Origin of the sequence: Nocardioides plantarum (assembly GCF_006346395.1) — a bacterium.
GTDB lineage: Bacteria > Actinomycetota > Actinomycetes > Propionibacteriales > Nocardioidaceae > Nocardioides > Nocardioides plantarum.
In genome coordinates this window covers 2,407,102-2,419,688 of record NZ_VDMS01000001.1, presented here as the reverse complement: position 1 = coordinate 2,419,688, position 12,587 = coordinate 2,407,102, and the positions used below count along the sequence as shown (strand labels likewise).

Sequence of the window (12,587 nt, the reverse complement as noted above, 5' to 3'; positions counted from 1 at the left end):
CATAGGGGGTCGTCAGTCCAGCAGCAGGTCGGCGACGAGCTCGTGCAGCAGGTCGTAGCCGCGCTCGGTGAGGATCGACTCGGCGTGGAACTGGATGCCGCGGTAGTGCGGACCGCGCACGTGGTGCACGTCGCCGGTCGCCTCGTCGACGTCGACGGTCACGCCCTCGGGCAGCGCGTCGTCGCCACCGACCCGTCCAACGAACGTGTTGTAGAACCCCACCCGCTCGGTGCGGCCGTCGTAGGGGATCGCCGACTGGGTGCCCTGGAACACGATGTCCTTGTAGGACAGGGGGATCCCGAGCTGACCGCACAGCGTCTGGTGGCCCAGGCACACGGCCAGGAACGTCTGGCCCGAGGCCAGCAGCTCGTCGACCGCACGGCGTACCTGCGAGATCTTGGCGTCGTCGCCGTCGCGCGGGTCGCCGGGCCCGGGCCCGACGATGACGAGGTCGTGGCCGTCGAGCGCGCCGGGCTCCCAGTCCTCGTGACGTACGACCGTCGAGGTCAGGCCGAGGACGCCGAGCACGTGGCGGAGCATGTTGACGAAGTCGTCCTCGTTGTCGAGGATCACGACGCTCTTGCCGGCCAGGCGCGGGTCGGGCGGCGAGCCCATCTGGTCGCGCAGCCAGAACGAGCTCAGCCGCTGGTTGCGGGCGTTGAGCGCGAGCAGCACGTCCTCGTCGAGCACCAGCTCGGCGAGCGCCACGTCGGGCACCGGCGCGGGGGGCACCAGCCCGAACGCCGAGAGGATGCCGCCGGCCTTGGCGTGCGTCTCGGCCACCTCGTACGCCGCGTCGGAGTCGCGCACCAGCGTGGCGCCGGCGGTCACGGTGAGGCTGCCGTCGGGCCTGACGTCGGCGGTGCGGATGACGATCGGGCTGTCGAGCACCGGCCCGCCCTCGGGGTCGCGGCCCAGGATCGCCAGCGCGGCGCCGTAGTAGCCGCGGCCCACGGACTCGTACTTCTTGATCAGCCGGCAGGCGTTCTCGACGGGGCTGCCGGTGACGGTGGCGGCGTACATCGTGTCGCGCAGGACCTCGCGCGGGTCACGGTCGGTGCGTCCCGCGAGGAGGTACTCGGTGTGCACGAGACGGCTCATCGGCTTGAGGAACGGCCCGAGCACCTGCCCGCCCTCGTGGCAGATGTCGCACATCATCTTGAGCTCCTCGTCGACGACCATGAAGAGCTCGTAGATCTCCTTCTCGTCGTGGAGGAAGTCGAGGAGGCGCGCGCGGACGTTGGCGCCGTCCTCGGTGGTCGAGCCGCCCTCGGTGGTCGAGCCGCTCTCGGTGGTCGAGCCGCCCTCGGTGGTCGAGCCGCCCTCGGTGGTCGAGCCGCCCTCGGTGGTCGAGCCGCCCTCGGTGGTCGAGCCGCCCTCGGTGGTCGAGCCTGTCGAGACCCGGAAGGTGCCCGAGATCGGGTTCATCCGGACGTCGCCGTTGTGCACGCTGACGTGGCGCTCGGGGCTGGCGCCGATGAGGAAGCGGTCGCCGGTGAAGAAGACGTAGGTCCAGTAGGCACCGCGCTCGCGCTCGAGCAGGCGACGGAAGACGGCGAGCGCCTTGTCGGCGCCCCAGTCGGCGACGGTCGCGCGGTAGTGGCGCCCGACGACGAGGTTGGCGCCCTCGCCCTGACCGATCTCGTCCTCGATGATCGTCTTGACCAGACCGCCGTACTCCTCGTCGTCGGTCTCGAACCCGCCACGGTCGGAGAACTCCACCGGCACCTCGTCGATGGCCTCGACGACCTCGGCGACGGAGAACTCCCGCTCGGTCTCGATGTCGACGACGACCAGCGGGGTGCCGTCGTCGTGGGCCTCGAACCCGCGCTCGGCGACCTGCCGGAACGGCACCGCCACCAGCCGGTCGGCGATGTGTCCGGGCTGGGGCGTCCCCTCCTCGAGGGGTACGTCGAGGATCGAGGCGACCTCGCTGCGCCGACCGCCGATCAGGCCGACGGTGTCGCGGTCACCCGCTCGCGTCGAGCGCCGGATGATCGCCCACGCCTCGTGCCCCTGGAGCGCGGCGATGGCGTCCCGGGCGGCGAGGTCTTCAGTCATGCGCGCAGCCTAGTTGTGGGCGGTCCGCTCTCCCTCGCCCATGCCGTACGCCGGCGCCTGGGCTCCCGCGCAACTACTGAAGCAACAACACGTGCTACAAACCGCGACCCCGCCACGGCGGGGCGCAGCCCGACCGCCGTGGAGGTCTGTTCATCAGTTGTGCAGGGACCTCGACGGACCGTGGGACGGGACGACCCCGTCCGGGCTGCTCGGGCCGCTCAGCTGACCGTGGTGAGCAGCTGCGTGGCGCGCGTGAGCACGACGTAGAGCGTCGAGCGACCGGTGGCCGACTCGTCCTCGATCTCCTGGGGCCGGACGACGACGATCGCGTCGAACTCCAGGCCCTTGGTGTCGAGGCCGGTGAGCACGACCACCCGGTCCTCGCCGGACGGCGCGACCGAGGAGTCGACCGCGGCGCGAGCGGAGGGTGCGTCGTCGGCGAGCTCGGGCCAGGAGGCCAGCCAGGCGTTGACGTCGGAGCGCCGGGCCACGGGCACCACGACGCCGATGGTGCCGCCGACCTGGCCGGCGACCTCGACGACCGCCTCGCGCACGGCGGCCTCGAGGTCGGCGACCGGGCCCACGACGCGCGGCTCGACCCCGGTCGAGCGCACCGCGGTGGGCAGGTCGGCGTCGAGCCCGACGCGCTCGGCGTACGACGCCGCGAAGGCGTAGATCTCGGAGCTGTTGCGGTAGTTGGTCGACAGGTGGAACTCGTGGAGCGCCTTGCCCGCCAGCGCCTCGGCGCGCGCTGCCGCCGACTCGGCGGGGATCGGCCAGGAGGACTGCGCGGGGTCGCCGACGATGGTCCAGGAGGCCGCGCGGCCGCGACGACCGACCATCCGCCACTGCATCGGGGTGAGGTCCTGCGCCTCGTCGACGAGCACGTGGGCGAACCCGTCGTCCTCGATGGAGTGGGTGGGCGGGGCCCAGGCGCGACCGGACGGGGCGTACTCGCGGTCGGAGGCCGTCATCAGCTCCTGCACGTTGACGTTGCCCTCGAGCTCGGTCAGCGGGTCGTCGCGCTCGTCGTCGGTGCGGGCGGGGACGTCGCCGATGGCGTAGCGCAGCTCGTCGAGCAGCGCGACGTCCTCGATAGACAGGTCCTTGGGGTCGGTGCGACCCGACCACGACTTGAGCAGCAGGCGCTGCTCCTCGGGGTTCAGCACCCCGTCGCCGATGCGTCCGAGCAGCTCGGGGTCGCGCAGCCAGGTCAGCACGTCGATGGCCGCGAGCGGAGGCCACCAGGCGGCGACGAAGTCGAGGAAGTCGTCGTTGCCGAGCAGGTCGTCCTCGAAGAGCTCGCGCCCCCGGTCCCGGCCCCGCTCGCTGCGCACCTGGCGCCACAGGGAGTCGAGCAGGGTGCGGCCGACCCGCGGGAGCTGCTGGTTGCGGCGACCCTGCGACATCAGCTGGCGCCGGGTGCGGCCCAGGAGCCCGCGGTCGAGGACCAGGTTGTTGTCGTACCAGTAGAGCCGGAACTCCGCCGGGCTGCCGGGCGCCTGCTGCCGCGCGGCGCGGCGCATCAGCTCGGCCATCCGGGCCGAGCCCTTGACGTCGGCGACCGTCGGCTCGTCGTGGCGCGTCGAGCGGACCCCGTCGACGACCTCGCCGAGCGAGCGGAGCGCGACGGCGGTCTCGCCGAGCGAGGGCAGCACCCGCTCGATGTAGCGCATGAAGACGCCGCTGGGCCCCACGACGAGCACGCCGCCGGTCTCGTAGCGGCGGCGCTCGTTGTAGAGCAGGTAGGCCGCGCGGTGCAGCGCGACGACGGTCTTGCCGACGCCGGGACCACCGGAGATGGTCGTGACGCCCCGCGAGGGCGCCCGGATCGCCTTGTCCTGCTCGGCCTGGATGGTCGCGACGATGGAGTGCATGGTGCGGTCGCGGGCGCGCGACAGCTGGGCCATCAGGGCCCCCTCGCCGAGGATCGGCAGGTCGTCGACGTTGCCCTCGGCGTCGAGCAGCTCGTCCTCGACGCTGACCACGGTGGTGCCCTGCGAGCGCAGCACCCGACGGCGTACGACGTTCTGCGGCTCGGCCGCGGTCGCCTGGTAGAACACCGCGGCGGCGGGGGCGCGCCAGTCGATGAGCAGGGAGTCGCGGTTGTCGTCGCGCAGCCCGATGCGGCCGACGTAGCGCGGGTCGGGGTCGAGGTCGGGCCGCAGGTCGAGGCGCCCGAAGACGAGGCCCTCGTGGGCGGCGTCGAGCTGAGCCAGCCGCTTGGCGGCCTGGAACACCATCGCGTCGCGCTCGACCAGGCCACCCTCGTGGCCGAGCCGGCCGCGCTCGTGACCCTCACGGGCCAGCTCCTGGGCCGCCTTGCCGGCGTCCGCCAGCTGGCGGTGGACGCGGTCGACGAACTCCTGTTCGGCAGCGATCTCCTGCTCGACGAGCTCTTCAGTCACGCGGTTGTGCCTCCACTCTGCGCCGACAAACCGGCAGTCGGCCAGTCTACGAGGACATCGGCGGATTGTTCAGCGGACGCCGTCGGCGCGGACGGTTCGGGCTCGGGTGGGACCCGGCTGGCTCAGCGCTTGGGCCGCGACAAGAACGCCGCCATCGCCTCCCGCGCCGCGTCGGAGCCGAACAGCCGCGCCGACAGGGCCGCCATCTCGTCGGCACGCGCGTCGATCCGGTCCAGCAGGTCGCGGGCGAGCAGGGCCTTGGTCTCGCGCAAGCCCTGGGGCGCCCCGGTGGCCAGCTCGGCGCACAGGTCGGCCGCGGCCGCGTCGAGGTCGGCGGCCGGCACGGCCCGGGTGACCAGGCCCATGGCCACGGCCTCGGTGCCGGTGAAGGTCGCTCCGCTCAGGCACGCGTACGCCGCCGCGCGCGACGTCAACCGGGGCAGCACGGTCAGCGAGATGACGGCGGGCGCGAGCCCGAGCTTGACCTCGGTCAGCGCGTAGGTCGCCTCCTCGGCTGTCAGCACGATGTCGCAGGCCGCCACGATGCCGATGCCACCGGCGCGCACGGGGCCGCGGACCACGGCCACCACCGGCTTGGACATGCCGACGACGTAGCGCTGGAGACCCACGATGGCCTGGGTGCCGACCGACATCCCGTCGGCCGAGGCCTCGGACAGGTCGGCGCCCGAGCAGAAGACCCGGTCGGCCGAGGTGACCACGACCACCCGCACGTCGGCGTCGGACTCGGCGCGCTCGAGGCGGTCCGCGAGCTCGGTGACCAGCTGGCGCGAGAGGGCGTTGCGGTTGTGCGGCGAGTCGAGCGTGATCGTGGCCACCGGACCCTCGACCGAGAGGTGCACCAGCGGGGTGACAGCAGTGGACGGGAGCGGGGGCGCAGGGGCGTCGTCGACCATGCCGCCATCCTGCCGCACCCATCCGGGGCAGGCCCCGCGACGAACCAGTCCCATGGTGTCCCGACGTCTCTATGCCTTCTTCGGCCTCCTCTCGACCCTCGTCGGCGTGGCAGTGGGGCACTTCTCGGCGGCCCTGCTGCACCCCGACTCCTCCCCCGTCCTGGCCGTCGGCTCCGGCGTCATCGACCGCACCCCGGTGTCGATGAAGGAGTGGGCGATCAAGAGGTTCGAGTCCGAGGAGGGCTTCAGCGTCGGACCGTTCGACTTCGGTGCCGGCAACTACGACAAGGTCGTGCTGATCGGGTCGGTCTTCCTCGGGGTGGCCGTGCTCGCGCTCGTGGCGGGCCTGCTCACCCGCGTCCGGTTCGCCCTCGGGGCCGCGATGCTGGTCGTGCTGGTCGCGGTGGCCGCCGGCGCGGTGATCGACCGGCCGCTCTTCGAGGTCGTCGACCTCGTCCCGGCGCTCCTCACCGCCGTCGCCGGGGTCGCCAGCCTGTGGTGGCTCGACCGCACCGCCCGCGGCCTGCCGCTCGACCCGCGGGCCCGCTCGACCGTCGAGATCGCCAAGGCCGAGGGCGCCTCGGCGGCCGCGACGCCGGCGTACGACGGCGACCACGACGAGGTCGTCATCGCCCCCGGCGCCGGCTCGGCCGGCTCCACCACCACCCAGCCCCGCCCCAGCCGCCGCGGCGTCCTGGTCGCCGGCGGCGTGCTGGCCGCGACCGCGGCCGTGCTCGGCGGCGCCGGCAGGTGGATCGGCCGGCTGCGCGCCCGGGCCGAGGACATCGCGCTGCCGCAGCCGGCCGCCGGCGAGGCCGCCCCGGCCCTGCCGGCCGACCTGCGCGACAAGGTCCCCGGCATCTCCCCGCTCCAGGTGTCCAACGACGACTTCTACCGGGTCGACACCCGCCTCGACACCCCCGTGGTGCCCTCGGACGGCTGGACCCTCACGGTCGACGGCGACGTCGAGAACGAGTTCGAGATCAGCTTCGACGAGCTCCTCGACATGCCGATGGTCGAGCGCGACATCACCCTGACCTGCGTGTCCAACAGCGTCGGCGGCAAGTACGTCGGCGGGGCCCGCTGGCTCGGCGTACCCCTGAAGACGCTCATCGACCGGGCCAAGCCCGGCAGCGGCGTCGACCAGATGGTCGCCACCGACTTCGACGGGATGACGATCGGCACCCCGTTCGACCTGCTCACCGACGGCCGCGAGGCCCTCCTGGCGGTCGGGATGAACGGCGAGGCGCTGCCCCGCGAGCACGGCTTCCCGGCCCGGATCGTCGTCCCCGGCCTCTACGGCTTCATCAGCGCGACCAAGTGGGTCACGAGGCTGACCTTCACGACGTACGCCGACACCGAGGCCTACTGGACCGAGCGCGGCTGGGACACCGTGGCCCCGATCAAGCCGTCGGCGCGCATCGACACGCCTCGCGGCCTGGCCACCGTCGACGCCGGCAAGGTCCTCGTCGGCGGCGTGGCCTGGGCCCAGAACGACGGCGGCGTCTCCAAGGTGCAGGTCAAGGTCGACGGCGGCGAGTGGACCGACGCCCGGACCGGCGCCGACGTCAACAACGTCTACTGGCGCCAGTGGTACCTCGAGGTCGAGCTCGACAAGGGCCGCCACACGGTCGCCGCCCGGGTCGTCGACGGCGACGGCGACACCCAGACCGACGCGAAGGCGCAGCCCTTCCCCGGCGGCTCCAGCGGCATCCACTCGCTCTTCTTCAACGTCGCCTGAGCCGAGCCGACCCCGAGGCACGGATCGCGCTCGATCAGCAGTTCCTCAGATTCGGACCCATCCGGTCCCGCACCAGCACCGAACAACCCTCGTAAGTCCCCTACCGGAAGGCCCCACCTCCCATGAAGCTCCAGACGCTCCGTCGTGGCACCGCCGCCGCCGCGATCCTGACCCTCTCCCTCGGTCTCGCCGCCTGTGGCGAGGACGACGACTCGGCCAGCTCCGACACCACCTCGGACAACACCTCGGAGAGCGCCGCCCCGTCCGACACCGGGTCCTCGGCCCCCGCCGAGGAGGAGACCTCCTCCGCCGCCGCCGGTGACATCGACGCCGTCTTCGGCCCCGCGTGCGACCAGCTCCCGGCCGACGGCGAGCCCGGCTCGCTGACCGGCATGGTCGTCGACCCGGTCGCGACGGCCGCCGGCACCAACCCGCTGCTCACCTCGCTCGTCGGCGCCGTCGGTGCCGTCGACGGTCTGGCCGGCGTCCTCAACGACGCCCCGGCGATCACCGTCTTCGCGCCCTACAACGACGCGTTCGCCGAGATCCCCGAGGCCGACCTCAAGGCCCTCACCGACGGTGCGGCCAAGGACGGCGTCGACTCCGACCTCGCCACGATCCTGCAGCACCACGTGCTGCCCGAGCGCCTGGACCCCGAGGCCGTCGTCGGCGACCAGACGACGCTCATCGGCGACAAGCTCACCGTGACCGGCGACGCCGAGTCCGGCATGCAGGTCACCGACGGCAAGGTCACCGCCGACGTGCTCTGCGGCGGCATCCCCACGGCCAACGCGACGGTCTACGTGATCTCCAAGGTCATGACCAACGCCAAGCCGGCCTGACCGTCGGTCGACGAGCAAAACCCGGACACGGCAGACTGAGATCATGACGCGTCTGACGCCGGAGCCCACCGGCACTCCTCAGGGGGTGCCGGTGGCACCGGGCGACGTCCTCACCGACCTGCTCAGCCGGTCCGCCCGGGGTGACCAGCAGGCCTTCGCCGAGCTGTACGACGCCACCTCGTCCCGCATCTTCGGCCTCGCCCTGCGCGTCGTACGCGACCCGGCCCAGGCCGAGGAGGTCGTCCAGGAGGCCTTCCTCGACGTCTGGAAGACCTCGTCACGGTTCGACCCCGAGCGGGGCAGCGCACTGTCCTGGCTGATGACCATCTGCCACCGCAAGGCGGTCGACCGGGTGCGGTCGGCCGAGGCGTCCACGCGACGCGACACCAGCTACACCCAGCACAACCAGACCATCGACTCCGACACCACGTCCGACGCCGCCCAGGCCTCCATGGAGGCCCAGCGGGTCCGCAGCGCGTTGAAGGGTCTCACCGACGCACAGCGCGAGGCGATCGAGCTCGCCTACTTCGGTGGCTACACCCACACCGAGGTGGCGGGTCTCCTCGACCTTCCCGTCGGTACCGCCAAGACAAGAATCCGAGACGGCCTGATCCGGCTGCGCGACAAGATGGGAGTGCCCTCATGAGCGTTGACATCCACGCACTCTCCGGCGCGTACGCCGTGGACGCGGTCGACGAGTTCGAGCGGGCCCAGTTCGAGCGTCACCTCTCCGGCTGCGAGTCCTGCCGCGCCGAGGTCGACTCCCTGCGTGAGACCGCCGCGCTGATCAGCGAGACGTCGGCGGTCGAGCCGCCTGCGTCGCTACGCGACTCGGTGCTCGCCGGCATCCAGACCGTCCGCCCCCTCCCCCCGGTCCTGGTGGCCGCGTCCGAGCGAGGGCGGTCGACCCGACGACGATTTCCGGCTCTGGTCGCAGCAGCTGCTGCACTGATCGTCGTGGGTGGTGTCGGGGCCGTCGCGATCGACCGCGCCAACGACGACGACACCACGCAGGAGGCGCTGAGCCCCGCCGACCGGGTGCTCCAGGCGTCCGACGCCCAGTCGGCCACCAAGGCGATGGCCGGGGGCGGCAAGGCGACCGTGGTGCGCTCACCCAGCCTCAAGCAGGCCGTGATCATGACCGAGGACATGCCGGACGCACCCAGCCTGCACACCTACGAGCTGTGGCTCCAGCGTGGCGACGTGATGGTCCCGGCCGGGCAGATCGCCGGCGGCACCAACACGGTGCTGCTCAAGGGCGACGCCTCCGCCGCCGACGGGGTCGGCATCACGGTCGAGGTCGCAGGCAAGCAGCCGACCAAGCCGAGCGACGACGTGGTCGACGTGATCGGTTTCGAGCAGGCGTGAACGTCCAGCACATCGCGGTCGTCGGTTCCGGCGTCGCGGGTCTCAGCGCGGCCTACGTCGCCTCGCGCACCGCCCACGTGACCCTCTACGAGGCCGACGACCGGCTCGGCGGGCACGCCGACACCCACCTGGTCCACGAGACGGTCGACGGGATCACCGGCCAGACCCGCGAGCTGCGCATCGACACCGGGTTCATCGTCCACAACCCGCGCACCTACCCGGTGCTGCTGCGGCTGTTCGCCGAGCTGGGGGTGGCCACGCAGCCGTCGGAGATGTCGATGTCGATCCGCGACGACGACAGCGACCTCGAGTGGGCCGGCGCGCTGGGCCGCACCGGGCTGTTCCCGACCTCGGCCAACCTCCGCAAGCCGCGCTACCTCGCGATGCTGGCCGAGATCCCGCGGTTCCACCGCCAGGCCAAGGCCCTGCTCGCGGTCGAGTCCGACACCCGCACGCTGCGCGACTTCCTGGCCGACGGGCACTACTCGTCCTACTTCGTGCGGCACTTCATGGAGCCGGTCGTGGCGTGCGTGTGGTCGTGCGAGCCCGACGTGTCGCTCGACTACCCCGCGCGCTACCTCTTCACCTTCCTCGAGCACCACGGCATGCTCGGCATCTTCGGCTCGCCCCAGTGGCGCACCGTCACCGGTGGCTCGCGCTCCTACGTCGACAAGATCGGCGCCGCGATCCAGCAGGTCCGCCTCGGAGCCAAGGTCACCTCGGTGCTCGAGACCGCCGGCGGCGTCGAGGTGACCGACGGGTCGGGCGACGTGGCGACGTACGACGCCGTCGTGATCGCGACCCACCCGAGCCACGCGCTGTCGATGCTGGCCGAGCCGACCCCGCTGCAGCGCGAGCTGCTGACGGCCATGCCCTACTCCCCCAACACCGCGCTGCTGCACACCGACACCTCGCTGCTGCCGGCCGCCGGCGATGCGTGGGCGGCCTGGAACTTCCGGCGCCCGGGGGCCGACGTGGCCCGCCCGACGGACGACGGCGTGGTGGTCACCTACGACCTGACCCGGCTGCAGCGCCTCGACACCGACACCCACTACCTGGTCACCCTCGGCGGCACCGACCTCGTCGACCCCGCGACGGTGATCGACCGGATGGAGTACGAGCACCCGCTCTACAACCCCACGTCGGTCGCCGCCCAGGCGCGGCTGCCCGAGATCGACACCGACCGGGTCGTCTTCGCCGGGGCCTACCACGGGTGGGGCTTCCACGAGGACGGCGCCCGCTCGGGCCTGGCCGCCGCCACGCGCCTCGGCCTCGACTGGCCCCTGGTCGTGCACGCCACGACCCCGCAGGTCGCCACCGGCGTCTACGACACCACCATCAGCCACACCCGCCGGGCGCCGTTCAAGCGCCGCTTCACCCTGCGCTCCCACACCTGGGTCGTCGACCTCGACGACCTGCCCGATCACGGCGTGCTGGGCCGGTTCGAGGCCCGTGACCACCTCGGACAGCCCGACACGTCGATCCGCGCCAACGTGGTCTCGTTCCTCGAGCGCCACGACGTCGCGATCGGCACCGGCAAGATCTTCATGGCCGCCCAGGCCCGCGCCCTGGGCTACTGCTTCAACCCGATCTCGGTGTTCTGGTGCTACGACGAGGGCGGCGCTCTCGCTGCGACCGTCGTCGAGGTCCACAACACCTACGGCGACCGGCACGCCTACCTCGTGCACGCCGACGACCGGGGCCGGGCCACGACCGACAAGGCGATGTACGTCTCGCCGTTCCACGGCACCGACGGCAGCTACGACCTCGTCGTGCCACCGCCCGTCGGACCCACCCCGCGACTGTCCGTGGTCGTCGAGCTCACCAGCGACGGCGACCACCGCTTCACCGCTTCCATGACCGGCACCCGCAGCGGCACCACGCCGCTGCGCGCCGCGCCTGCCGCGATCCGCGGCTCCGCACTCATCCGGGCCCACGGCATCTGGCTGTGGCTCCGCCGCCTTCCCGTGCGCCCGCGCACGGCCCACACCCAGGACGGGGTTCAGTGATGACGATCGAGCAGGAGCGCGTCAGCGCCAACCACTGGCCCGGGCTCGACGTCGTACCGTCCGGCCCGCGGTCGCAGGTCTCCGCGCGGATCGCCAAGCGTCTCTTCCGTGCTGCCATCAGCCGCCTCGACGTGACCGTGATGGCCGACGGCGAGGTCTTCGGCAAGGGCGGCCCGACGATGGTGATCACCCGGCCCGAGGAGTTCTACCTCCGCATCGGCCGGCACCAGCTGATCGGGTTCGGCGAGGCCTACCTCACCGGGGCGTGGGACGCCGAGGACCTCGGCGGGTTCCTGCAGGTGCTGGCCGCCGAGATGCAGAACCTCGTGCCGCCGCGGCTGCAGAAGCTGCGCGGGCTGGTCGTCAAGCGGCCCCCGCGCACCCAGAAGAGCAGCACCAAGAACTCCCGCTCCAACATCGCGCACCACTACGACCTCTCCAACGACCTCTTCCGGCTGTTCCTCGACCCGACGCTGAGCTACTCCTCGGCCCTGTTCGAGGGCGAGCCGCTCGAGGCGACCGCGGCGGACCTCGAGGCGGCCCAGGGGCGCAAGATCGAGCGACTGCTCGACGAGGCCGGCGTCGGCGAGGGCACCCGCGTGCTCGAGATCGGGTCCGGCTGGGGCGAGCTGTGCATCCGCGCCGCTCGTCGCGGCGCCACCATCACCTCGCTCACGCTGTCAGTGGAGCAGAAGGCGCTCGCGGACCAGCGGATCGCCGAGGCCGGGTTCTCGGACCGGTGCAGCGTGGAGATCCGTGACTACCGCGACGTCACCGGCACCTACGACGCGATCGTGTCGGTCGAGATGATCGAGGCCGTCGGCTGGCAGTTCTGGCGCACCTACTTCGAGACGATCGACCGGGTGCTCGCCCCCGGCGGCAAGGTCGCGATCCAGGCGATCACCATGCCCCACGACCGGATGCTGGCGACCCGCAACACCTACACCTGGATCAACAAGTACATCTTCCCCGGCGGGTTCCTGCCGTCGGTGCAGGTCATCGACGAGATCACCCGCGACCACACCACGCTGCAGATGTCCCCGGCGTACTCGATGGGTCAGCACTACGCGCGCACCCTCACGCTGTGGGACCAGGCGTTCCTCGCCCACGCCCAGGAGGTGCTCGCGCTCGGCTTCGACGAGACGTTCCTGCGGATGTGGCACTTCTACCTCGAGTACAGCCGTGCGGGCTTCGCCGCCGGCTACATCGACGTCAACCAGCTGACCTTCACGAGGGACTGATCG

The 12,587-nt window shown here is 72.0% G+C and carries 9 protein-coding genes; 6 read left to right on the top strand and 3 right to left on the bottom strand.

What is annotated here, in order from left to right; genetic code table 11:
• Positions 1 to 12 precede the first annotated feature (12 nt).
• The 3 genes from FJQ56_RS11310 to FJQ56_RS11300 all read right to left on the bottom strand — a co-directional run bounded on the left by FJQ56_RS11310 (position 13) and on the right by FJQ56_RS11300 (position 5,383).
• On the bottom strand, positions 13 to 2,061 hold the full coding sequence (locus FJQ56_RS11310) for an anthranilate synthase family protein (protein WP_140009494.1): 2,049 nt from the start codon (positions 2,059 to 2,061) through the stop codon (positions 13 to 15).
• A gap of 218 nt (positions 2,062 to 2,279) precedes the next feature.
• A complete protein-coding gene (locus FJQ56_RS11305) occupies positions 2,280 to 4,469 on the bottom strand; it encodes a HelD family protein (RefSeq protein ID WP_140009493.1) in 2,190 nt (729 codons plus the stop codon).
• A 122-nt stretch (positions 4,470 to 4,591) separates the two neighbouring features.
• Entirely contained in the window at positions 4,592 to 5,383 is a 792-nt protein-coding gene (locus tag FJQ56_RS11300; protein WP_140009492.1) for an enoyl-CoA hydratase-related protein, read from the bottom strand.
• Between the two features lie 52 nt (positions 5,384 to 5,435).
• Here FJQ56_RS11300 and FJQ56_RS11295 point away from each other — a divergent pair, with 52 nt between their 5' ends.
• The 6 genes from FJQ56_RS11295 (at position 5,436) to FJQ56_RS11270 (ending at position 12,584) form a co-directional block, all read left to right on the top strand.
• A complete protein-coding gene (locus FJQ56_RS11295) occupies positions 5,436 to 7,124 on the top strand; it encodes a molybdopterin-dependent oxidoreductase (RefSeq protein ID WP_140009491.1) in 1,689 nt (562 codons plus the stop codon).
• Positions 7,125 to 7,246: 122 nt separating this feature from the next.
• Complete coding sequence (locus tag FJQ56_RS11290) at positions 7,247 to 7,966, top strand: fasciclin domain-containing protein (RefSeq protein ID WP_140009490.1); 720 nt, start codon at positions 7,247 to 7,249, stop codon at positions 7,964 to 7,966.
• Between the two features lie 43 nt (positions 7,967 to 8,009).
• A complete protein-coding gene (gene sigK, locus FJQ56_RS11285; RefSeq protein ID WP_140009489.1) occupies positions 8,010 to 8,612 on the top strand; it encodes an ECF RNA polymerase sigma factor SigK in 603 nt (200 codons plus the stop codon).
• Positions 8,609 to 9,334 (top strand): anti-sigma factor, encoded by a 726-nt coding sequence (locus FJQ56_RS11280; RefSeq protein WP_140009488.1) that lies wholly within the window; start codon positions 8,609 to 8,611, stop codon positions 9,332 to 9,334. The genes sigK and FJQ56_RS11280 overlap by 4 nt, the downstream gene beginning before the upstream one ends.
• Positions 9,331 to 11,343, top strand: a complete 2,013-nt coding sequence (locus tag FJQ56_RS11275) for an FAD-dependent oxidoreductase (RefSeq protein ID WP_211350843.1) — start codon at positions 9,331 to 9,333, stop codon at positions 11,341 to 11,343. The genes FJQ56_RS11280 and FJQ56_RS11275 overlap by 4 nt, the downstream gene beginning before the upstream one ends.
• Positions 11,343 to 12,584, top strand: a complete 1,242-nt coding sequence (locus FJQ56_RS11270; protein ID WP_140009487.1) for an SAM-dependent methyltransferase — start codon at positions 11,343 to 11,345, stop codon at positions 12,582 to 12,584. The genes FJQ56_RS11275 and FJQ56_RS11270 overlap by 1 nt, the downstream gene beginning before the upstream one ends.
• Positions 12,585 to 12,587: the final 3 nt, after the last annotated feature.